The organism is Herbaspirillum sp. LeCh32-8 (assembly GCF_017814915.1).
Classification (GTDB): domain Bacteria; phylum Pseudomonadota; class Gammaproteobacteria; order Burkholderiales; family Burkholderiaceae_D; genus Herbaspirillum.
Map to the genome: position 1 here is coordinate 186277 of NZ_JAGIPZ010000009.1, position 21989 is coordinate 208265.

Below are 21989 nucleotides of genomic sequence, written 5' to 3' on the forward strand. Positions count from 1 at the left end.
CCAGCTTCCGGCTGACAAACTCTTTACAAATTCAGGCCGCAGCCTTGATGATCGCCAGGAAATCCGCCGCCTTCAATGCGGCGCCGCCGATCAGACCGCCATCAATGTCAGCCATGGCCAACAGTTGCTCGGCATTGTCCGGCTTCATGCTGCCGCCGTACAGGACGCGCACCTTGGCGGCCGCCTCCGCGCTCTTGGCCGCCAGACGCGCGCGCAGCATGGCGTGCACTTCCTGCGCCATTTCCGGCGTAGCAGTCTTGCCGGTACCGATGGCCCAGACCGGCTCGTAGGCCACCACAATGCGCGCGGCATCGTCGGCGCCCAGCGCTTCCAGCACTACGTCCAGCTGACCGCCTACCACTGCATTGGTCTTGCCCGACTCGCGCTGCTCCAGCGTTTCACCCACGCAAACCACCGGCACCAGGCCGGCATTCAGCGCGACCACGGTTTTAGCCGCGACGGCCGCATCGGTTTCGCCGTGGTAAGCACGACGCTCCGAGTGGCCGATGATGACGTATTGCACACCAAACTCCTGCAGCATCGCAGCAGACACCTCGCCGGTGTAGGCGCCCGAGGCGTGCGCCGACAGATCCTGCGCGCCCAGCGCCACAGCCGAGCCGGCTACTGCGCCCTGCACCTGCGCCAGATACGGCGCCGGCACACACACTGCAACGTCGCAGGCCTGCGCAGGCAAGCCGTCCTTGATACCGGCAACCAGGGCCGAGTTGGCAGCCAGGCTGCCGTTCATTTTCCAGTTACCGGCTACGAGTTTGCGACGCATAGGCTAAGTGTTGAGGAGATTGGTCCGAGATTTGGATAACCTCGCATTGTAGCCGGTTGGTGCAAAGACGGTCAAACCGCGAATGCGGTGCAACACCACATCTCCGCCCCGCTCACCGCCTGCGCCGCCCGTTCATCACAGCTGCAGCATGATCTTGCCGATGTGGGCGCTGCTTTCCATCATGGCGTGAGCCTGCGCGGCCTGCTCCAGCGGGAAGGTGTGGTGAATTACCGGGCGGATCTTGCCAGCCTCGATCAGGGGCCAGACCCGCTCGCGCAGGCTGGCGGCGATCGCCGCCTTGAAGGCGACCGGACGCGGGCGCAGGGTCGAGCCGGTGATGGTCAGGCGGCGACGCATGACCTGGCCCATGTCGAGCTGGCCCTTGCTGCCGCCCAGCTGGGCGATGAACACCAGACGGCCGTCGTCCGCCAGCGCCTTGATCTCGCGCGGCAAGTAGTCGCCGCCGACCATGTCCAGGATGACGTCGACGCCGCGGCCGCCGGTCAACTCCTTGACCACCGCCTCGAAATCCTCGGTCTTGTAATTGATCGCGCGCTCGGCGCCCAGCTCCTCACAGGCGCGGCACTTTTCGGCGCTGCCGGCAGTGGCGAACACGCGATGGCCCAGCGCCCGCGCGATCTGGATCGCGGTGACGCCGATGCCCGAGGAACCGCCCTGCACCAGCAGCGTCTCGCCGGCGGCCAGCGCGCCGCGATCGAACACATTGCTCCAGACCGTGAAGTAGTTTTCCGGCAGCGCCGCGGCCTGCAGCGCCGACAAGCCCTTGGGCACGGGCAGGCACTGCGCCAGCGGCGCTGCGCAATATTCGGCGTAGCCGCCGCCCTGCACCAGCGCGCAAACCAGGTCGCCCTTCTTGAATGCGCTGCCGGCCAGGTCGCCGTCGACGATCTCGCCGGCCACTTCCAGGCCGGGCAGATCGGACGCCCCCGGCGGCACCGGATAGTTGCCGGTGCGCTGGAACACGTCGGGGCGATTCACGCCCGCCGCATGCACCTTGATCAGCACTTCGCCCTGCTTGAGCTGCGGCAGCGGCCGCTCGCACGGCTGCAGCACGTCGGGGCCGCCATATTCCTTAATTTCTATCGCTCGCATGTCCTATCCTTTTCAGTATGGTCGCGCACGCGCACGCTTACAGCGAAGCTGCGGCGCGCGCGGCCGTGTCGTACAGCCCGGAGGCATTGCGCAAGAGCTGCGCCGCCTCGCCGATGGCGTGGTTGGGGATGCCGCTCTCGACCTGCACCTCGATCAGGCAGCGCTCGCGCACCTCGCGGTACTTCATGCACAGCTCTTGGCCGGCGGCGGTGGTCGAAAACAGCAGTTCCTTGCCGGCCTTTTCGCTCTGGACGTAACCGGCCTTAGCCAGCTTCTTCAATGCGTAGGTGACCACATGGGTGTCCTCGACGTTCAACACGAAACAGATGTCTGCCAGCTTTTTCTTGCGATCGCGGTGGTTGACGTGATGCAGCAGCGACACCTCGATGGCCGTCATGTCCTTGGCGCCGGCCGCCGCCATGCAGCGCACCATCCAACGGTTGAAGGCGTGACTGGCCATGATCAGCGCGTATTCCAGCTCCGACAGCTCGGCGCTGCGCTCGGAAACCAGATGCTGGGAAGACACGATCTTGGTGGCCTTGTTTTGCTCCGCAGCAAGCTGGACGGGCGTTTGCGTCTCGTTGTTCATGAAGTATCCCGGCGAATGGGGTCTAAATCGCAACACTATATCTCAAAGGCAAATAAATAATTTATCGACATATTGTTTATATTTTCTATGGAATGTAATATCCGCAAAAAAAGCAGGGCATTGCAAGAAGCGTCTTTCAATCCGTACCGGCGAACTCGCCGGCGAGCTCTTAACAAACACGCGAGACACCATGCAGGGACCTCAGATTCATCCACTGGGCGACAGCGCGCTGCTATGCAGCCTTCCCGCGCCGGCCACGCTTACGCAGCAACAACGCATCTGGGCCCTGGCCAAGCAGGCCGACGGCTGGGATGAAGTTGCCGAAGTCGTGCCCGGCATGAACAACCTCACCCTGATCGCCAGGCGCCCCGTGCTCGACCTGGAGCCGCTGGCGCAGCGCATCATGCAGCTCTGGCCCACGCTGGACGCCACGCACACCGAGGGCCGCATCGTCGAGATCCCGGTGGTCTACGGCGGCGCCGGCGGCCCCGACCTCGATGCCGTGGCGCGCCATACCGGGCTCAGCACCGACGAGGTGATCCGCCGCCATAGCGCCGGCGACTATGTGGTCTATTTCATCGGCTTCATGCCCGGCTTCGCCTACATGGGCGGACTCGCCCCCGAGCTTGCCACGCCGCGCCACACCACGCCGCGCATGTCGATCCCCGCAGGTTCAGTGGGCATCGGCGGCGAACAGACCGGCATCTACCCGATGGCCTCTCCCGGCGGCTGGCAATTGCTCGGCCGCACCGCCCTCCCCCTGTTCGATCCCGCGCAAGAACCGCCGACGCTGTTGCGCCCGGGCGACCGCGTGCGCTTTGTGGTCGAACGTACAGAACGCGTGCAACAGGTGACCCCATGATTGAAATCATCCAACCCGGCATGCTGGCCTCGGTGCAGGATCTCGGTCGCCACGGGCATCGCCGCCTCGGCATCCACCCCGGCGGCGCGCTCAATACGCTGGCGCTGTCGTCGGCCAACCTGCTGGTCGGCAATCCGGCCGATGCGGCCGGCATCGAAATCACCATGGGCGTGTGCGAACTGCGCTTCAAGCGCGACACCCGCATCGCCCTGGGCGGCGATGATATCGGTGCCACGCTCGACGGCAAGCCGATATCGGCTTGCTGGAGCATCCCGGTGCGCGCCGGCAGCACGCTCAAGCTGGCACTGGCCACACCCGACAGTCCCGAACAACCGCCACGCCACAGCATGCGTACCTACCTGGCGGTGGCCGGCGGTATCGACGTGCCGCCGGTGCTGGGTTCGCGCAGCACCGACCTCAAAGCCGGCTTCGGCGGCCACCAGGGACGGCCGCTGCGCCGGGGCGACAAACTGCCCATCGGCGACGCCGCGCATGCTCTCGGCGCCGTGCACGGCCCGGCCTTCGGCGTGCGATCGCCGCGCTGGAGCGGCCTGGCGTTGCGCGAAGACGAGAACAGCCATCACGTCACACTGCGCATCCTGCCCGGCCCCGAGTTCGAACAGTTCACCAGCGCCTCGATGGAAGCGCTGTGGTCGCATGCCTGGCGTGTCACCCCCAACAGCAATCGCATGGGCTATCGCCTGGAAGGCGCCGAACTGAAACGCAAGCACAACCGCGACATGCTGTCGCATGGCGTGGTGCCGGGGGTGATCCAGGTGCCGCCGTCGGGCCAGCCCATCATCTTGATGGGCGACGCCCAGACCACCGGCGGCTATCCCAAGATCGGCGTGGTGATCGGCGCCGACCTGTGGAAGCTGGCGCAGGCGCCGCTGAACGCCACGCTGCGGCTTGAGCCCTGCGATCCGCAGGTCGCGCTGGCCGCCGCCGAAGAACAGCAACGCTATCTGGACTCCATCCGCGACACGGTTGCAGCACTGGACTGGTCGCGCGCGACGCTCTACCGAAAATAAGGACACGCCATGCACATCGACCTCAACGCCGACCTCGGCGAAGGCTGCGACACCGACGAACAATTGCTGACCCTGGTCAGCTCCGCCAACATCGCCTGCGGCTGGCATGCCGGCGACGCCGCCACCATGCGCCGCAGCGTGCGCTGGGCGATCCAGAACCACGTCGCCATCGGCGCCCACCCGAGCTTTCCCGACCGGGAAAACTTCGGCCGCAGCACCATGCATCTGCCGCCCGAAGAAATCGTCAGCGGCATGCTGTACCAGCTGGGCGCGCTGGACGCCATCGTGCGCGCCGAAGGCGGCCGCATGACCCACGTGAAGCCGCACGGCGCGCTGTACAACCAGGCAGCCAAGGATGCGGTGCTCGCCAACGCCATCTGCGCCGCCATCCGCACCTTCAATCCCGAGCTGAGCCTGTACGGCCTGGCCGGCAGCGAACTGATCGCCGCCGCGCGCCACGCCGACCTCAATGCGGTGGAAGAAGTGTTCGCCGACCGCGCCTACGAGGCCGACGGCACCCTGGTCTCGCGCACAAAGCCCGGCGCCATGATCGACAACGACGAGGACGCCATCGCGCAAACCCTGTCGCTGGTGAAGGACAAGGAAGTCAAAGCCATCGACGGCAGCATCGTCAGCGTCAACGCGCAGAGCGTTTGCCTGCACGGAGATGGACCGCACGCGCTGGATTTCGCGCGCCAGATCCGTGCACGTCTGCACAGCGAAGGCATCGCAGTACGCGCGGTGGCATAAGCGCCGCGGCGGCCGAAGTGTCGCTCAGGCTGCAAACGATTTTGTCGTTCCGTTGGCGTCGTCGCAATACCGCAGTTCCCACGCAGTCCGCTATCAGTTTCAGCAAGTCGCAGTAAAAAATGAGGCCCGGAAGAGGTCACAGGCAGCGCCCTGCGCGCGCGCTTTTTTGAAGGTGCTGGACCACGCGCAAGACCGGCCTTCTGGCACGGCCCTTGCAATCGCCATCACGTATTTCATCTTTCATCATTAGGGAGTTTTTCATGGAGAGCACGACTCTGCTGCCGCTGATCGGGATACCGATCGTCGTCGCCGGCTTCGCGTTACGTTTCAACCCTCTGCTGGTCGTGACCGTCGCCGGCCTGTCGACCGGCCTGGCCGTCGGCATGGACTTCGGCACGCTGCTGGAAACCTTCGGCGAGAAGTTCGTCAACAGCCGCACGCTGGCGACCTTCCTGCTGATCCTGCCGATCATCGGCCTGTTGGAACACTATGGCCTCAAGGAGCGTGCGCAAGCATGGATCTCCAGCATCGCCAGCGCCACCTCGGCGCGCATCCTGATGCTCTACTTCGTGGTGCGCGAAGCCACCGCCGCGCTGGGCCTGATCTACCTCGGCGGCCAGGCGCAGACCGTGCGCCCGCTGCTGGCGCCGATGGCTGAAGGCGCGGCCGTGAACGCCTACGGCGAAGACCTGCCGCAAGAGATCCGCGACAAGATCAAGGCGCACGCCGCCGCCTGCGACAACATCGCCGTGTTCTTCGGCGAGGACATCTTCATCGCCTTCGGCGCGGTGCTGTTGATGGACGCCTTCCTGAAGGAAAACGGCATCACCAACATCGAGCCGCTGCACATCGGCCTGTGGGCGATCCCCACCGCGATCTCCGCGCTGGTCATCCACATGTTCCGCCTGACCCGCCTCGACGCCTCGATCCGCCGAGACGTCGAAGCATGGAAAGCCACCCAATCCGACTCTTCGAAGGTGCACGCATGAGCACACTGATCACCATCAACCGCATCTACTACCTGATCGGCGTCATCGTCATGATCCTGGTGGCGATGACCCTGCGCGACAAGGGCAACCCCAAGCGCCTGACCACCGCCCTGTTCTGGTTCCTGTTCGGCTCGGTGTTCCTGTTCGGCGACCTGCTGGTCGACAACCTCGGCAAATCCATGGCCTACCGGGTCATCGGCGCCACGGTCATCATCATCTCGCTGATCGCCGGCACCGGCCTGCTCTCCATGGGCAGCTACGCCACCTCGTCGCAGGAAGAACGCGTCGCGTCCTCCAAGCGGCTGGGCAACTGGCTGTTCTTCCCGGCGGTGCTGATCCCGGTCGTCACCGTGGCCTGTACCGTGCTGCTCAAGGGCGTCTCGGTGGGCGGCATGTTTCTGCTCGACCAGAAGCAACTGACGCTGGCGGCGCTGTGCGTAGCCTGTGTGTGCGCGCTGCTGGCCGGCTGGGTGCTCACGCGCGGCACGCCGCTGCAAGCGGTGCGCCAGTCGCGTCGCCTGGTCGACTCGATCGGCTGGGCGGCAATCCTGCCGCTGATGCTGGCCATGCTGGGCGGCGTGTTCGTCGCCGCCAAGACCGGCAACTCGGTGCAGCAGGTGGTGAGCCTGTTCGTCAATCCTGACAACCGCTTCCTGGTGGTGGTGATCTACTGCGTCGGCATGGCGCTGTTCACCATGGTGATGGGCAACGCCTTCGCCGCCTTCCCGGTGATGAGCGCGGGCATCGCCCTGCCCTTCCTGATCCTGGGTCACCACGCCGACCCGGCGCCGCTGGTCGCCATCGGCATGTACTCCGGCTATTGCGGCACGCTGATGACGCCGATGGCTGCGAACTACAACATCGTGCCGGCGGCATTGCTGGAACTGAAGAACAAGTACCAGGTCATCAAGGTGCAGATCCCGACCGCGCTGACGCTGTTGACCGTCAACGTGTTCCTGATGTACTTCCTGGCCTTCCGCTGACTGCCGAGCCCGCAGGCGCGACCGTCGATGGCGGTTGCGCCTGCGGGAAGCCGCGCCGCATCTCTGCAATAAACCGCATCACGAACAGCTTCAAGGAGTCCCCATGCAACTGAGCATCCAACAGGCCGAGGCTTTCGCCCGCATGCCGCTGACCTACCTGCGTCAGGAATATCCCAACCACATCATGCACGTGCTGCACGGCGACCAGGACGCGCTGTCGCCGCGCGGCCTGCACCCGGTGTTTTACGGCTGCTACGACTGGCACTCGGCGGTGCACGGCTTCTGGCTGCTGCTGCGCTGCGTGCACCTCTATCCGGAACTGCCGGCCAAGGCCGACATCACCGCCATCTTCGACGAGCATTTCACGCCCGAGCTGATGCAGCGCGAAGCGGACTACTTCCTCGTGGACGGCCGCGCATCCTTCGAGCGCCCCTACGGCTTCGGCTGGATCCTGGCGCTGGACCAGGAATTGGCGCAATCCTCGCTGCCCAACGCCCCCGCCTGGCGCACAGCGATGGCGCCGCTGACCACCGAAATCCGCCGCCGCCTGCTGGCCTATCTGTCCAAGCTGAGCTATCCGATCCGCGTGGGCACGCACTACAACACCGCGTTCGCGCTGGCGCTGTCGCTGGACTACGCGCGCCATGTGCAGGACGGCGAGCTGGAGAGCGTGATCGTCAACGCCTCGCGTAGCTACTACGGCAACGACGTCGACTACCCGGCGCACTACGAACCGGGCGGCGACGAGTACATTTCGGGCGCGCTGACCGAAGCGCTGTTGATGACCAAGGCCCTGCCGGCAGGCAGTTTCCAGGCGTGGTTCGACAAATACCTGCCGCGCATCACCGAGGTCTCGCAGATCATGCAACCAGCCCACGTGTCCGATCCGACCGATCCCAAGATCGCCCACCTGGACGGCCTGAACCTGTCGCGCGCTTGGTGCATGAAGAACATCCTGCAACACCTGGACGCCGACCATCCGGCGCGCAAGGCCATCAGCGAATCGGTGGAGCGCCACATCAAGGCCTCCATCGACCAGGTGGTGGGCAGCCACTACAGCGGCGGCCACTGGCTGGCCAGCTTCGCGCTGCTGGCGCTGGAAGGCTGACTCCATCCGGCTGCCGCCCTGCCCCCGCAGGGACGGCACGTCAATAAAAAGGCCGCCATGCATGTACGCATGGCGGCCTTTTTTGTCGGGCGAATCCACCCGGAGCGTTATTCCACCGGTGGCTTGTGCGCCTGATCCCGGCGTTCATGCATGGTCGAGGAGATCACCCGCGCGCTGCGCTTGAAGGTGAGGTAAGCCCAGGCCCAGTCGGTCATCACGATCAGGCGGTTGCGGAAGCCGATCAGGAAGTAGACGTGCACGAACAGCCAGAACAGCCAGGCCGGATAGCCCGAGAACTTGAGCTTGCCGACCATCGCGATGGCAGCCTTGCGCCCGATCGTGGCAAGCGAGCCGTAGTCCTGGTAAGTGAAGCTCTCGGTCGGCTTGCCGGCGATGCGGCGCTTGATGTTGCGCGCGGCCACGCGTCCCATCTGCTTGGCGGCCGGCGACACGCCCGGCACCGGCTTGCCGTCGGACTGCGCGGCGGCCAGGTCACCGATCACGTACACGTCGTCGTGGCCGGCGATGTTGAGTTCGGGCGAGACCGGCACGCGGCCGGCGCGATCCAACTCCACGCCGAGCGACTTGCCCAGCGGCGAAGCAGCCACGCCGGCCGACCAGATCACGGTGCGCGAGGCCAGCGTCTGCTCGCCGTCAAAGTTGGTGTAACGCACGCAGGTCTCGTCGATGTGCACCACGCGGCTGCCGGTGCGCACGTCCACGCCCAGCTTTTGCAGCTGGTCGCGCGCCTTCTCAGACAAATCGGGCGGATAGGCGCCGAGGATACGGTCGGAGCCTTCGATGAGCACCACGCGCGCCGAATGCGGGTCGATGTTGCGGAATTCGCCGGAGAGCGTATGGCGGGCGATCTCGACCAGCGTGCCGGCCATTTCGACGCCGGTGGCGCCGCCGCCGATGACGGTGAAGGTCAGCCACTCCTGGCGACGGCGCGTATCGGTCTCGCGCTCGGCGTATTCGAAGGCCATCAGGATGCGCTTGCGGATCTCGAACGCGTCTTCCAGCGTCTTCAGGCCCGGCGCCAGCTGCGACCACTCGTCGTGGCCGAAATAACTGTGGGTCGAGCCTGCGGCCACGATCAGGTGGTCGTAGGCGATGACCACGCCGTCTTCCAGCGTAACCGTCTTGCCCTGCACGTCGATGGAACTCACCGCGGCCATGAGCGTAGTCAGGTTGCGCTGCTCGGCCAGGATGGCGCGGATCGGTGCGCTGATCGCCGGCGCCGACAGCCCTGCGGTCGCAACCTGGTACAGCAGCGGCTGGAATAGGTGATGGTTGCTGCGGTCGATCATGGTGATGCGCACGTCCGCGCCCGCCAGTTCCCTGGCCGCGGCCAGTCCACCGAAACCACAGCCGATGATGACTACGTGGGGCATTGCTTTCCTTTCAAAAGTAAATAGTTTTTATGCCTGCCTGCCCTTGCTGCCGGCGGCGGCGATGTCCCCTACTCTCTATTCGGATGAGCCTGCATCGCGTGCGGCGCGTCCCCCATGAAGGCGCCGCCCTGATCAAACATTGATCTCCCTCAATGCAGACGGACAGAATCGCACATTTTTGGTTCGAAAGCACTTGGCCACTTTGCCCCACCCCTGCCGCACGAAAGCGCGCGACCAAAGAAAAATCCCCCGCGGCCTTGCGGCGACGGGGGATTTCTCTGACAGCGGACACCGGCATCGAGGCCGATATCCGCCCGGGTACGACGATTACTGCGCTTCTTGCGGTGCGGCAGCTTCGGTCGATTCGTCTGCCTGGACAGCCTTCATCGACAGCTTCAGGCGGCCGCGGTCGTCGGTTTCCAAAACCTTGACGCGCACTTGCTGGCCTTCCTTCAGGTAATCGGCCACGGCATTGACGCGCTCGTTGGCGATCTGGCTGATGTGCAGCAGGCCGTCCTTGCCCGGCAGGACCTGGACGATGGCGCCGAAGTCCAGCAGCTTGAGCACGGTGCCTTCGTAGACCTTGCCCACTTCCACGGAAGCGGTCAGCTCTTCGATGCGGCGCTTGGCTTCCTGGCCGGCCGATGCGTCCACGGAGGCGATGGTGACCACGCCTTCGTCGCTGATGTCGATCTGGGTGCCGGTTTCTTCGGTCAGCGCGCGGATCACGGCGCCGCCCTTGCCGATCACGTCACGGATCTTCTCGGGGTTGATCTTGATGGTGATCAGGCGCGGTGCGAAGTCGGACAGCTCGGCGCGACCGGCCGGCACGGCTTCCTGCATCTTGCCCAGGATGTGCTGGCGGCCTTCCTTGGCCTGCTCCAGCGCGACCTGCATGATTTCCTTGGTGATGCCCTGGATCTTGATGTCCATCTGCAGCGCGGTGATGCCATCGGCAGTACCGGCCACCTTGAAGTCCATGTCGCCCAGGTGATCTTCGTCGCCCAGGATGTCGGTCAGGACGGCGAACTTGTTGCCTTCCTTGATCAGGCCCATGGCGATGCCGGCCACGTGCGCCTTCATCGGCACGCCGGCATCCATCAGCGCCAGGCAGCCGCCGCACACCGATGCCATCGACGAGGAGCCGTTGGATTCGGTGATTTCGGAGACCAGACGCACCGAGTAGCTGAACTCGTCAGCCGCCGGCAGCGCAGCCAGCAGCGCGCGCTTGGCCAGACGGCCGTGACCGATTTCACGACGCTTCGGGGTACCGACGCGACCGGTTTCGCCGGTGGCGAACGGAGGCATGTTGTAGTGGAGCATGAAGCGATCGGTGTACTCGCCCAGGATGCTGTCGATCTTCTGTTCGTCGCGCGCGGTGCCCAGGGTGGCAACCACCAGCGCCTGCGTTTCGCCGCGGGTGAACAGGGCCGAGCCGTGGGTACGCGGCAGCACGCCGGTACGAATCGAAATCGGACGCACGGTGCGGGTGTCGCGACCGTCGATACGCGGTTCGCCTTCCAGGATCTGCGAACGCACGATCTTGGCTTCCAGGTCGAACAGGATCGAACCGACTTCAGCGGCGTCAGCGGCAACAGCACCGCTCGATGCGGCTTCGGCGACCAGCGCTTCGTTGACCTGGGCCGACACGGCCTTCAGCTTTTCGGTACGGGCCTGCTTGTCCTTGGTCTGATAGGCTTCGCGCAGCGGGCCTTCGGCCAGTTGCGAGACGCGCGCGATCAGTGCGTCGTTCTTGGCGGGAGCGGTCCATTGCACTTCCGGCTTGCCGCCGTCGCGCACCAGCTCATGGATGGCGTCGATCACGGCCTTCGATTGTTCGTGGCCGAACACGACGGCACCCAGCATCACTTCTTCGGACAGCTGCTCGGCTTCGGATTCCACCATCAGCACGGCCGATTCGGTACCAGCCACCACCAGGTTCAGTTGCGAGGTCTTCAGTTGCGAAATCGTCGGGTTCAGCACGTACTGGCCGTCGATGTAACCCACGCGGGCTGCGCCCACCGGCCCGCTGAAGGGGATGCCGGCCAGCGACAGCGCTGCCGAGGAGCCGATCATCGCTGGGATGTCCGGATCGATTTCAGGGTTGACCGACAGCACGTGCACGATCACCTGCACTTCGTTCAGATAGCCTTCCGGGAACAGCGGGCGGATCGGACGGTCGATCAGGCGCGATGTCAGGGTTTCTTTTTCGGAGGGCTTGCCTTCGCGCTTGAAGAAGCCGCCGGGGATGCGGCCTGCAGCGTAGGTCTTTTCAATGTAGTCGACGGTCAGCGGGAAGAAGTCCTGGCCTGGCTTGGCTTCCTTGCGGGCCACCACGGTTGCCAGGATCACGGTGTCTTCGATCGACACCATCACGGCGCCGGATGCCTGGCGAGCGATCTCGCCGGTTTCCAGGGTCACCTGATGCTGGCCGTACTGGAAGGTCTTGGTTACTTTATTGAACACGGTATTTCCTTTCTTTTATGGAGCCTGCCCCGACTGTGTCCGCGGTGCACGACTTCCTTTTGCCGACAGATTTTCAGGCGCTGTCGTTCACCTCACCACAGACCCCGGTGAGCCGGGGACTTACGACGAACGCGGCCAGACTGCGCCACGATGAAACAAAAAGCAAAAGCGGGTTTTTTCGCCCGGAGGCGAGCGCCTACGCATCAGCTTGCGGAATCGCAAAAAACAAAATGCCCGCGTCAACGAGTGACGCAGGCATTCTGATTATGACCCGGAAACCGGATGGAGACGCGGAGTCAAATTACTTACGCAGACCGAGTTTTTCGATCAGGGCGCGGTAACGGTCGGCGTCCTTGCCCTTCAGGTAGGACAGCAGGCTCTTGCGACGGTTAACCATCTTGATCAGGCCGCGGCGGGAGTGGTGATCCTTGGTGTGAGCCTTGAAGTGGCCGTTCAGGTCGTTGATGCGTGCGGTCAGCAGCGCGACTTGCACTTCAGGAGAACCGGTGTCGTTAGCGCCACGGGCGTTATCGGTGATAATGGCAGCCTTGGCTGCTTTTTCGATGGACATGCTATTTACCTTTCACAAGCGGTGTGCGGAGCGTTCAAACCCTTGCCCTGCATACCGTGAACAAAAAATTGAAATCCGGTCAAAATGACCAGACGCGGAAGTATATAGCAAAAACCAGATTATTCAAATACTTAGAGCCAGTCACGGCTGCGCCGGCGCACCGATGAGCCCTGTGCGCCGCGCCGCGACGATGCCGGACTGGCAATACCATCAGGACGACAACACATGAACACCCGCTTTTTCCTGCCGCGCCGCCCGATGCTGGCGGCCGCCCTGCTCGCCACCGCCCTCCTGGGCGGCTGCGCCTCGCTGTTCCAGCCGCCGGTTGCGCCCGGCGAATCCGAGGAGCAAGTGCTGGCGCGCCTGGGCGCCCCGACCAATGTTTATCAGGACGGCAATACCCGCATGTTCGAATACGGCGCCGGCGCCTTCGGCCAATACCAATACATGGCGCGCATCGGCCCCGATCACCGACTGGTTTCCTACCAGCAAGTCTGGACGCTCCAGAACTTCCACGCCATCCGCGTCAAACAGGACACCAAGCAGGACGTGCTGATCCGCGTAGGCCGCCCGACCGAAGTCACGCGCTATGCGCGCGTGCCCTATGAAGCCTGGAACTACGGTTTCAAGGAAAGCGGCGTGTGGAACTCACAGATGACCGTGTACTTCGACGACAACGGCATCGTGCAGAAGGTCGAGAACGGGCCGGACCCGCGCTACGACGAATCGCTGCGCCTGTTCTGAGGCGACGCCCACGCAAAGAAAAAAGGCCGCTGATGCGGCCTTTTTCTTATTGCGAGACGGAGACGATCACACCACGGTGGCCAGCGCCAACGTGAACAATAGCGCCACCACCGAGACCAGGGTTTCCATCACGGTCCAGGTCTTGAAGGTTTGCGGCACGGTCATGTTGAAGTATTCCTTGACCAGCCAGAAACCGCCGTCGTTGACGTGCGACAGGATCAGCGAACCGGCGCCGGTGGCCAGCACCATCAGCTCGGGGCGGGTGCCGCCGACCGAAGACACGATGGGCGCAACGATGCCGCAGGCGGTGGTCATCGCCACCGTAGCCGAACCGGTTGCCACGCGGATCAGCGCGGCCACGAACCAGCCCAGCAGCAACGGCGAGAGGTGCGCATCGGTGGCGATGCCGACGATGGCCTTGGACACGCCGCCGTCCATCAGGATGCGGCCGAAACCGGCGCCCGCGCCCACCACCAGGGTGATGCTGGCGATCGGCGCCAGGCACTCGTTGGTGAACTTCAGGATCTGGTCGGCGCCAAAACCGCGTGCTTTGCCGAAGGTCCAGAAGCTGACCAGGGTAGCGATCAGGAGCGCGATCACGGAGTTGCCGATCAGGCGCAGGAAGTCGTTGGCGAAGGTCTTGGGCGCGAAGAACAGGTCGGCCCAGCTGCCGATCAGCATCAGCGCCACCGGCAGCAGGATGGTGAACAGCGTGATACCGAAGCCCGGCAGTTCACGACCCTTCTTGCTGTCGTCGACGAACTGCGAGATCAGCGGGTTGTCCGGATTCGGGATCACCACCTTGGAGATCAGCTTGCCGAAGATGGGGCCGGCGATGATCGCAGTCGGAATACCCACGATCAGCGCGTACAGGATGGTGCGGCCGATGTCGGCGTTATAAGCCGTCACCGCCAGCAGCGCCGCCGGGTGCGGCGGGATCAGGCCGTGCACGACCGACAGGCCGGCCACCATCGGGATACCCACCAGCACCATGTTGGTCCCGGTGCGCTTGGCCACGTTGAAGGCGATCGGCACCAGCAGCACGAAACCGACCTCGAAGAACACCGGGAGGCCGACGATGAAGGCCACGACCATCATCGCCCAGTGCACGTTCTTCTCACCGAAGGCCTTGATCATCGTATTGGCGATGCGCTCGGCGCCGCCCGATTCGGCCATCATCTTGCCCAGCATCGTGCCCAGGCCGACCACCAGCGCAATATGCCCCAGCGCGCCGCCCACGCCCGTCTCGAAGGCCTTGACGATATTGCCCATCGGCATGCCCACGGCCAGACCCAGCACCAGCGACACCACGATCAGAACGATGAACGGATTCATCTTGAATTTGGCGATCAGCACGATCAGTGCAATGACCGCCACCAGCGCATACACCAGCAGCGCACTTCCCTGTACAGCTTCCATCTGAATCTCCTCTTCGGAAGGTAAAACACCTGCCGGCGTATTGCTTCCCCTGCCGGCGCATTATTTTCAATTTGGCGCGGAAGGCGGCTCTCCGCCCTCCCTCGGTACGTCGCCGATCAGCGCTTGAACGCCACGCAGTCGACTTCGACTTTGCAGTCCACCACCATGCTCGACACCACGCAGGCGCGCGCCGGCGGGTTGGCGCCGAAGTATTCCTTGAACACCTTGTTGAAGGACTGGAAGTCACGCGCATCGTCCAGCCAGACGCCGCAACGGACCACGTGCTCGGGACCGTAGCCGGCTTCCTTCAGGATCGCCAGCACGTTCTGGATGGCCTGGTGCGACTGGGCGACGATGCCGCCGTCGATCACCTCGCCATTGACCATCGCCACCTGGCCCGACACGTACAGCCAGCCGTCGGCCGCTACCGCGCGCGCGAACGGAAGATGCTGACCGCCGGTACCGCTGCCGCCTTCCACACCATATCGTTGAATGCTCATTACTGCTCCTTTGCTAAAAATGAATGCGCCGCTGCGGCACATTCCGTTTCCGATTGACTATTGATTCTTGACGATGGCCGACCGCTTGCACGGCGCGCCACGCCTTCCATCTACTCACTCCGCCGCGGCCTGCGCCTCCAGCATGCGGCGCGCCAGGAAACGTCCGGCGCGCGCGCTGGTGGCTTTCTTCTCATGGCCGTCGTAGGCCAGCTTGCCGTTGACCCACACCGCATCGATGCCATGCGCGGGCTGCATCGGATCGGTGAAGCTGGCGGCGTCGCGCACGGTGTCGGCGTCGAACAGCACCAGATCGGCCCAGTAACCTTCGCGCACAAAACCGCGTTCATGCAGGCCGAAGCGCTGCGCCGACAGGCCGGTCATCTTCTGCACCGCCACCGCCATCGAGAACAATTTCTGCTCGCGGCTGTAATAACCCAGCACGCGCGGGAACGCGCCCCACAGTCGCGGGTGCGGCAAGGGATCATTGGGCAGGCCGTCGGAGCCAACTACGGTGGCCGGATGCGAGAGGATGCGGTTGACGTCGTCGTCCGACATGCAGTGGTAGACCGCGCCGGCCGGCATCAGGCGCGCGGCCGCGGCGTGCAGGTCGACGTTCCATTCGGCGGCGATCTGCTTCAACATCTTGCCGCCCTGCTCGGGATGCGGCTCGGACCAGGTGACCTGGATGTCGTAGTCGGAGGTGACCTGCTTCAGGTCCAGCGTGGACGAACTGGCGGTGTAGGGATAGCAGTCGCAGCCGACGTGCTGGTGCTGGCCGGCCGCTTCCAGCGCCTTGAGCACCTCGCTGCTGCGCCCCCAGTTTTCGACGCCGGCGCATTTCAGGTGCGAGATCACCACCGGCACGCGCGCATGCTTGCCGATGGTGAAGGCTTCATCCATGGCGTTGAGGATGTCGGCGAATTCGCTGCGCAGATGGGTCGCGTACAGGCCGCCGAACTCCGCCAGCGGCTCGGCCAGGGCCAGCACCTCCTCGGTGGGCGCATTGATCGCGTTGCCGTAGGCCAGCCCGGTGGACAGGCCCAGCGCGCCGTGCTCCAGCGCCTCGCGCAGTTGCTCGCGCATGCCGGCGATTTCACTCTCGCTGGCGGCGCGCCCAAGGTCGTCCATGTGGTTGTTGCGCAAGGCGGTGTGACCCACCAGCGCGGCCACGTTGATCGATGGCTGCGCGGCATTGACCGCCTCGACATAGCGCGCGAAGGTCGGATAACTGAATGCCTCGGACTTGCCCAGCAGGTTCATCGGATCCGGCGGATCACCCTTGAGCGACACCGGCGCGGCGCTGATGCCGCAGTTGCCCACCACCACGGTGGTCACGCCCTGCGACAACTTGGGGAACATCTCCGGGGTGCGGATCACGTTGGTGTCATCGTGCGTGTGCACGTCGATGAAACCGGGCGCCAGCACACGGCCGGTGGCGTCGATGGTGTCGTCAGCCAGCCAGCCGGACAAGTGCCCGATGGCGGCGATGCGTCCTTCGCGCACGGCGATGTCGGCATGCCGGGGCTCGGCGCCGGAACCGTCGATGACCAGCGCGTTGCGGATCAGGATGTCACAACGGCCGATGGCGGGGGTAAAGCGACTTTGAGTCATGATTCAATCTCCCAGCGGCTGGCGATCACCGCCGCCGCGATGCGTGTCGAGCACGTACTTCAACCGGCGCAGGCGTTCCTGGCTGCCTTCCTTCTGCAGCAAGGCCAGCTCCAGCACCAGCATGTCGAGCGTCACCATCATCGCGTAGCGTGATGAGGACGGTTTGAAAATCAGGTCGGTCTCCAGCGTCTTGATCGGCAGCAGCACGTCGGCCATCTTCGCCAGCGGCGAACCCAGCGACGTGATGGCAATCACCTTGACGCCGTATTCGCGCGCCACCTCGCAATTGGCCAGCAGCTCGGGCACGTTGCCGGTGGCGGAAAAGACCAGCAGTACATCGTTCTTGTCCAGCGTGGCGGCCACCATCTTCTGCAGGATGGCGTCGTGATACGTGGCGATCGGACGCCCCAGGCGCACCAGCCGGTAGCGCGCCTCATCCGACATCATGGTGGAGCCGCCGCCCATGCCGAAGCAGTAGATCATGCGGGCGTCCAGCAGCAACCGGGCGGCGGCCACCAGCATGTCGGGGTTGAGCATGGCACGGTTGAGCTCGAGCACGGCGTGGATGTCGTTGTAGACCTGGTCAACCAGTTCCGGCGGCTGCTCCGCGGCCACGGTCTTGGCGCCGTCGAAGAAACGCTGCCCCACCGCCACCGCCTGTGCCAGCAGGAACTTGAATTCACGCACGTCGCGGCAGCCCATGGCCTTGGCGAAACGCGTCACGCTGGCCACCGAGACCCCGGCCTTGGCCGCCAGTTCACCGATGCTGGCGCTGGCGGCGGAAGACAGGTCGCCCAGGATGGCCTCGGCCACCTTTTGTTCGGCCAGGCGCAGCGTGCTGCTGCGCTCGGTGATGCGGGAGACGATGTCGAGAGTCTGCGCCATGAGGTCGGATCAGTGTCTGCCTGAAATCAGATTGTTCGGATTATTCGGATGATTGGGATGGTCCGGACCGGCGCCGATGCGGGAGCTTTGCCCGGGAGCGACGTTCAAACCTCACTCCCCTGCGCTGCCGCCAGCCGCTGCGCGATGCCGGAACCAATACGCTGCCGTGTGCCGGGAAAGGGTTTCCCTAAATTATTTATGTTATTTACTAACACGTCGCAAACATAGTAAATTCAAGGGTATTATTACGTCAATCCAATTTTTACAGGAATAATTGCGATGAATGATACAAACTACCAGATTGCTTATCAGACCGGCATCATCGACCCTGTAAACAAGGGCCTGGGTACCTTGGAGCAACCCTTGGCCCCGCAACAGGCGGGCTCGGTCAAATGGAACCTGCTCAACGAAGACATCAGCCTGCCGGCGGCGGTTCTCTATGAAGAGAAGCTGGCGCACAACCTGGCCTGGATGCAGGACTTCGTCGGCCAATACAAGGTCAAGCTGGCGCCGCACGGCAAGACCACCATGGCGCCCAAGCTCTTCAAGCGCCAGCTCGACACCGGCGCCTGGGGTATCACCCTGGCCACCGCGCACCAGACGCTGGCGGCCTATCAGCACGGCGTGCGCCGCGTGATCATGGCCAACCAGCTGGTGGGCAAGCGCAACATGGCCATCATCTCCGAGTTGATGGCCGATCCTTCCTTCGAATTTTTCTGCCTGGTCGACTCGGCCGAGCTGGTCGACCAGCTCGGCCGCTTCTTCGCCGAGCGCGGCCAGAGCCTGAACGTGCTGCTGGAGCTGGGCCCGCAGGGCGGGCGCACAGGCGTGCGCGACGACGCGCAGCAGGCGACAGTGATCGAGGCCATCCAGCGCTGGGACAGCATCGCCCTGGCCGGCGTGGAAGTCTATGAAGGCGTGCTCAAGGAAGAGGTCGACATCCGCCGCTTCCTGCAGCGCGCGGTGTCCTGCATCAAGGGCCTGGCGCAACAGGGCCTGCTGGCCAGGCGCACCGCGCGCGGCCCGGCGGTGCTGACCGGCGCCGGCTCGGCCTGGTACGACGTGGTGGCCGAAGAATTCGCCCGGGCCGACATCGGCCTGCCGCTGGACGTGGTGCTGCGCCCCGGCTGCTACCTGACGCATGACGTCGGCATCTACCGCGCCGCGCAGGCGCAGATCCAGGTACGCAACCCGGTGGCGCACAGCATGCGCAGCCAGCTGCAGCCGGCGCTGCAACTGTGGGCCTACGTGCAGTCGATCCCCGAGGCCGACAAGGCCATCATCGCGCTGGGCAAGCGCGACGCCGCCTTTGACGCCGGCCTGCCGTTGCCGGTGTCGCGCTTCCGCCCGGGCAGCGACAAGCAGCCGGCCGCCTCGCCCGCGCACTGGGAAGTGACCGGCATGATGGACCAGCACGCCTACCTGAAGATCGCCGCCGGCGACGACATCAAGGTCGGCGACATGATCGCCTTCGACATCTCGCACCCCTGCCTGACCTTCGACAAGTGGCGTCACCTGGCGGTGGTGGACGGCAAGTTCGACGTAATCGACGTGGTCCAGACTTTCTTCTGAGAATTTTGATAGGATTTCGCGCCATCCCGTGGCGCCGGGCAGCTTCTGCCCTCGCCCGGGAAGCACATCCCTGAACGCACAGCAAAGAACATGAGCAAGAAGATCCTCGCCTATGGCGAAGCGATGGTGGAATTCAACCAGAGCATCCAGGCGCCGCGCAATTACCTCGAAGGCTTCGGCGGCGACACCTCCAACTTCGCCATCGCGGCGGCTCGCCAGGGCAGCGACTGCGCCTATATCAGCGCGGTGGGCGACGACCATTTCGGTCGCAGCCTGCTGGATCTGTGGCAGTCGGAAAAGGTCGGCACCGACTACGTCGACGTCGCCGAAGGCGGCTCCACCGGCATTTACTTCGTCACCCACGACGACGCCGGCCACCACTTCCACTACCGGCGCGCGGGCTCGGCCGCCAGCCGCTACACTGCGCAGGAGCTGCCGCTGGAGGCCATCGCGCAGGCCAGCGTGCTGCACCTGTCGGGCATCAGCCTGGCCATCAGCGAAAGCGCTTGCGACGCCGGCCTGGCAGCGATGGCGCATGCCCGCAAGCATGGCGTGCAGACCTCGCTGGACACCAATCTGCGGCTGCGCCTGTGGCCGCTGGAACGCGCCCGCGAAAAAATGATTGAAGCCTTCAAGCTGTGCGACATCTGCCTGCCCAGTTGGGAAGACGTGTCCATGCTGACCGGTCTGGAAGATCGGGACGCCATCGTTGACCAACTGCTGTCCTACGGCGTGAAGCTGGTAGCGTTCAAGCTGGGCAAGGAAGGCTGCTACGTCGCCACGCCCGATGAGCGGCGCATGGTGCAGCCATATCCGGTGGACGCGCTGGACGCGACCGGCGCAGGCGACTGTTTCGGCGGCGCTTTCGTGGCCGAACTGGTGGCCGGGCGCAATCCGTTTGAGGCGGCGCGCTACGCCAACGTGGCGGCAGCACTCTCGACCACCGGTTACGGCGCGGTCGAACCCATCCCCACCCGCCAGAAAGTCGAAGCGGCCCTCAAGGCCGCTGCGTAATCACTTATCTGCAAACGGACAGGCCGCGCCGTCACGCCGCAGCCTGCTCCGTGCGCCTCGCCACGAACAGCATGCCCGCCACCGACTGGCGGATTTCCTCGCGCAGAACCTGTTCGCTGTCGTGCACCACTTCCATGCCGTTGTTGTTCAGGTGCAGATGCACATAGTCGCGGCTATGCCGGTAGCGGCCGCTGGCGTGCAGGCAAAAACCTGAGGGCGCCGCGTCCTGCGGCGTCACCGCCTCCACCGTGAAGATGAAGTAGCCGTCCTTGCGCAAGGCGCCGGCCACGTGGCGGAATACGCTCTCCAGCTCGCCGAAATAGATCATGGTGTCAGCCGCCGCGACCAGGTCGCAGGAGCCGGGATTGCGGGCCAGATAGTCGCCGATCTCGGCCTTCTCCAGCTGGGCGTAGTGACCGGCGGCGGCGGCCTTGGCCAGCATCTTGCCGGCCAGGTCGACGCCGGTGATGCGATGCGAGAACGGCGCCATGTAAGGACCGCACAGGCCGGTGCCGCAGCCGATGTCGATCGCCTCGAACTGGCGCGCCGGCTGCGCCACCATCCCCAGGCCCTCGCCGATGAGGCGCGGGCCACGGTAACCCAGGCTTTCCAGCAGGTTGGACTCGAAGGTATCGGCGTAGCGGTCGAAGTGGAACTCGATGTAGCGGTCGGAGGCGCGCGCCGGCACGTCGGCCTGGGAGCAGGCGGCCAGCATGTGCGCGGCCACCGGGTTGTCCGGCTCGTCGGCCAGCCAGGCGCGATAGGCCTGGGCGGCCTCGGGCAAACGACCGAGGAAGTAAAAGGAAATACCCAGCATCTCCTTGGATTTACCCTCCAGCGGCGGCAGCACATAGGCGCGGCACTGGTAGTGGGAAGCCTGCATCTTGTCGCCGGCGGCTTCGAAGATGCTGCCCAGATGCAGCAAGGCAGGCACAAAGTCGGGCGCAATCTCGACGGCGCGCTTGAAGGATTCGGTGGCCTCGGCGGTCTGTTGCAGCTGCAGCTGCGTGGCGCCCAGGTTGTTCCAGATGGTGTGGTCCTGCGGGGTCACTGCCAGCGCGTCGGCGTAGGCTTGCGCGGATTCTTCCATGCGCCCCAGCGCAAACAGCACGTTGCCCAGATCGTTGTGCCAGCCGGCGTCGTCGGACTCCAGCGCGCAGGACAGCATCAGTTTTTCCACCGCCTCGTCATGCCGGCCCACCTGATGCAGCCAGATGCCGTAGTAATGCAAGGCCACCGGATGGATGGGATCCTCTTCCAGCACCGCCTCGTAGACGGCGGCGGCCTGCTCGAGGTGGCCGGCCATGTGGGCGTCGATGGCTTGCTGCAGCTGCGCCAGGTGGGTGGAACTGCCATCGGTGAGCGATTGAAGCGATTGCATAGCGTGGTCCCGTTCAGAAAACGTGTTCGATACCGCATGCCGGCGCCGGCCCGAGGCCGATTGCTGCGCCGCCTAGTGTACAGCGTCTTTACAATATCTTTACGAGTGTTAACGAGAATTGCTATGCGGACAATGCCTAATTCTTTCAAATTCGTACACAAAGATGCGTCAAGCCGAGGTAATAGCGGGTAAGCCCCGGTAACGCGATATCAAGAACCAGCGCGCC

Annotated in this window: 20 protein-coding genes; 9 read left to right on the forward strand and 11 right to left on the reverse strand. The window is 64.4% G+C overall.

All coding sequences use genetic code 11. The features are described from left to right. Nucleotides 1-31: 31 nt before the first annotated feature. The 3 genes from tpiA to J8I26_RS16520 all read right to left on the reverse strand — a co-directional run bounded on the left by tpiA (nucleotide 32) and on the right by J8I26_RS16520 (nucleotide 2483). Complete coding sequence (gene tpiA / locus J8I26_RS16510) at nucleotides 32-781, reverse strand: triose-phosphate isomerase (RefSeq protein WP_209608192.1); 750 nt, start codon at nucleotides 779-781, stop codon at nucleotides 32-34. Between the two features lie 135 nt (nucleotides 782-916). Next, nucleotides 917-1894: an NAD(P)H-quinone oxidoreductase gene (locus J8I26_RS16515; protein ID WP_209608193.1), complete on the reverse strand. Its 978-nt coding sequence runs from the start codon at nucleotides 1892-1894 to the stop codon at nucleotides 917-919. A gap of 37 nt (nucleotides 1895-1931) precedes the next feature. After that, nucleotides 1932-2483 carry a winged helix DNA-binding protein gene (locus tag J8I26_RS16520; protein ID WP_209608194.1) on the reverse strand — a complete coding sequence of 184 codons (552 nt, stop codon included), beginning with the start codon at nucleotides 2481-2483 and terminating at the stop codon, nucleotides 1932-1934. A 190-nt stretch (nucleotides 2484-2673) separates the two neighbouring features. On the opposite strand from J8I26_RS16520, the gene pxpB reads away from it, so the two are divergent. The 6 genes from pxpB to J8I26_RS16550 all read left to right on the forward strand — a co-directional run bounded on the left by pxpB (nucleotide 2674) and on the right by J8I26_RS16550 (nucleotide 8206). Then, nucleotides 2674-3345: a 5-oxoprolinase subunit PxpB gene (gene pxpB / locus J8I26_RS16525; protein WP_209608195.1), complete on the forward strand. Its 672-nt coding sequence runs from the start codon at nucleotides 2674-2676 to the stop codon at nucleotides 3343-3345. Then, nucleotides 3342-4376: a biotin-dependent carboxyltransferase family protein gene (locus J8I26_RS16530; protein WP_209608196.1), complete on the forward strand. Its 1035-nt coding sequence runs from the start codon at nucleotides 3342-3344 to the stop codon at nucleotides 4374-4376. Before pxpB ends, J8I26_RS16530 begins: the two co-directional genes overlap by 4 nt. 9 nt (nucleotides 4377-4385) lie before the next feature. After that, nucleotides 4386-5126 (forward strand): 5-oxoprolinase subunit PxpA, encoded by a 741-nt coding sequence (pxpA, locus tag J8I26_RS16535; RefSeq protein WP_209608197.1) that lies wholly within the window; start codon nucleotides 4386-4388, stop codon nucleotides 5124-5126. 260 nt (nucleotides 5127-5386) lie between these two features. After that, nucleotides 5387-6115, forward strand: a complete 729-nt coding sequence (locus tag J8I26_RS16540; protein ID WP_209608198.1) for a DUF969 domain-containing protein — start codon at nucleotides 5387-5389, stop codon at nucleotides 6113-6115. Further along, complete coding sequence (locus J8I26_RS16545) at nucleotides 6112-7098, forward strand: DUF979 domain-containing protein (RefSeq protein ID WP_209608199.1); 987 nt, start codon at nucleotides 6112-6114, stop codon at nucleotides 7096-7098. The genes J8I26_RS16540 and J8I26_RS16545 overlap by 4 nt, the downstream gene beginning before the upstream one ends. A gap of 103 nt (nucleotides 7099-7201) precedes the next feature. Beyond that, nucleotides 7202-8206, forward strand: a complete 1005-nt coding sequence (locus J8I26_RS16550) for a DUF2891 domain-containing protein (RefSeq protein WP_209608200.1) — start codon at nucleotides 7202-7204, stop codon at nucleotides 8204-8206. A 107-nt stretch (nucleotides 8207-8313) separates the two neighbouring features. Here J8I26_RS16550 and J8I26_RS16555 read toward each other — a convergent pair whose 3' ends face one another. From J8I26_RS16555 to rpsO, 3 genes are all read right to left on the reverse strand, one after another. Beyond that, nucleotides 8314-9600: an NAD(P)/FAD-dependent oxidoreductase gene (locus tag J8I26_RS16555; protein ID WP_209608201.1), complete on the reverse strand. Its 1287-nt coding sequence runs from the start codon at nucleotides 9598-9600 to the stop codon at nucleotides 8314-8316. Nucleotides 9601-9927: 327 nt separating this feature from the next. Then, entirely contained in the window at nucleotides 9928-12066 is a 2139-nt protein-coding gene (gene pnp / locus J8I26_RS16560) for a polyribonucleotide nucleotidyltransferase (protein WP_209608202.1), read from the reverse strand. A 301-nt stretch (nucleotides 12067-12367) separates the two neighbouring features. After that, nucleotides 12368-12637, reverse strand: coding sequence for a 30S ribosomal protein S15 (gene rpsO / locus J8I26_RS16565; protein WP_209608203.1), 270 nt, complete (start codon nucleotides 12635-12637; stop codon nucleotides 12368-12370). A 225-nt stretch (nucleotides 12638-12862) separates the two neighbouring features. Here rpsO and J8I26_RS16570 point away from each other — a divergent pair, with 225 nt between their 5' ends. After that, entirely contained in the window at nucleotides 12863-13381 is a 519-nt protein-coding gene (locus J8I26_RS16570; RefSeq protein WP_245200373.1) for a DUF2845 domain-containing protein, read from the forward strand. Nucleotides 13382-13447: 66 nt separating this feature from the next. Here the strand turns inward: J8I26_RS16570 and J8I26_RS16575 are convergent, their stop codons facing one another. The 4 genes from J8I26_RS16575 to J8I26_RS16590 form a co-directional block, all read right to left on the reverse strand. Beyond that, nucleotides 13448-14800: a GntP family permease gene (locus tag J8I26_RS16575; protein WP_209608204.1), complete on the reverse strand. Its 1353-nt coding sequence runs from the start codon at nucleotides 14798-14800 to the stop codon at nucleotides 13448-13450. Nucleotides 14801-14916: 116 nt separating this feature from the next. Further along, nucleotides 14917-15300, reverse strand: coding sequence for a RidA family protein (locus J8I26_RS16580; RefSeq protein ID WP_209608205.1), 384 nt, complete (start codon nucleotides 15298-15300; stop codon nucleotides 14917-14919). Nucleotides 15301-15414: 114 nt separating this feature from the next. Then, the gene (locus J8I26_RS16585) at nucleotides 15415-16911 is read right to left on the reverse strand and encodes a D-aminoacylase (RefSeq protein WP_209608206.1); all 1497 of its coding nucleotides are present in this window, start codon (nucleotides 16909-16911) and stop codon (nucleotides 15415-15417) included. 3 nt (nucleotides 16912-16914) lie between these two features. After that, entirely contained in the window at nucleotides 16915-17796 is an 882-nt protein-coding gene (locus J8I26_RS16590; RefSeq protein ID WP_209608207.1) for a MurR/RpiR family transcriptional regulator, read from the reverse strand. Between the two features lie 279 nt (nucleotides 17797-18075). On the opposite strand from J8I26_RS16590, the gene J8I26_RS16595 reads away from it, so the two are divergent. Further along, a complete protein-coding gene (locus J8I26_RS16595; RefSeq protein WP_209608208.1) occupies nucleotides 18076-19368 on the forward strand; it encodes an amino acid deaminase in 1293 nt (430 codons plus the stop codon). Between the two features lie 90 nt (nucleotides 19369-19458). Further along, nucleotides 19459-20382, forward strand: coding sequence for a sugar kinase (locus J8I26_RS16600; RefSeq protein ID WP_209608209.1), 924 nt, complete (start codon nucleotides 19459-19461; stop codon nucleotides 20380-20382). A 31-nt stretch (nucleotides 20383-20413) separates the two neighbouring features. On the opposite strand, the gene J8I26_RS16605 is transcribed toward J8I26_RS16600, so the two are convergent. Continuing rightward, nucleotides 20414-21763, reverse strand: coding sequence for a tetratricopeptide repeat protein (locus tag J8I26_RS16605; RefSeq protein ID WP_209608210.1), 1350 nt, complete (start codon nucleotides 21761-21763; stop codon nucleotides 20414-20416). Between the last annotated feature and the right edge of the window lie 226 nt (nucleotides 21764-21989).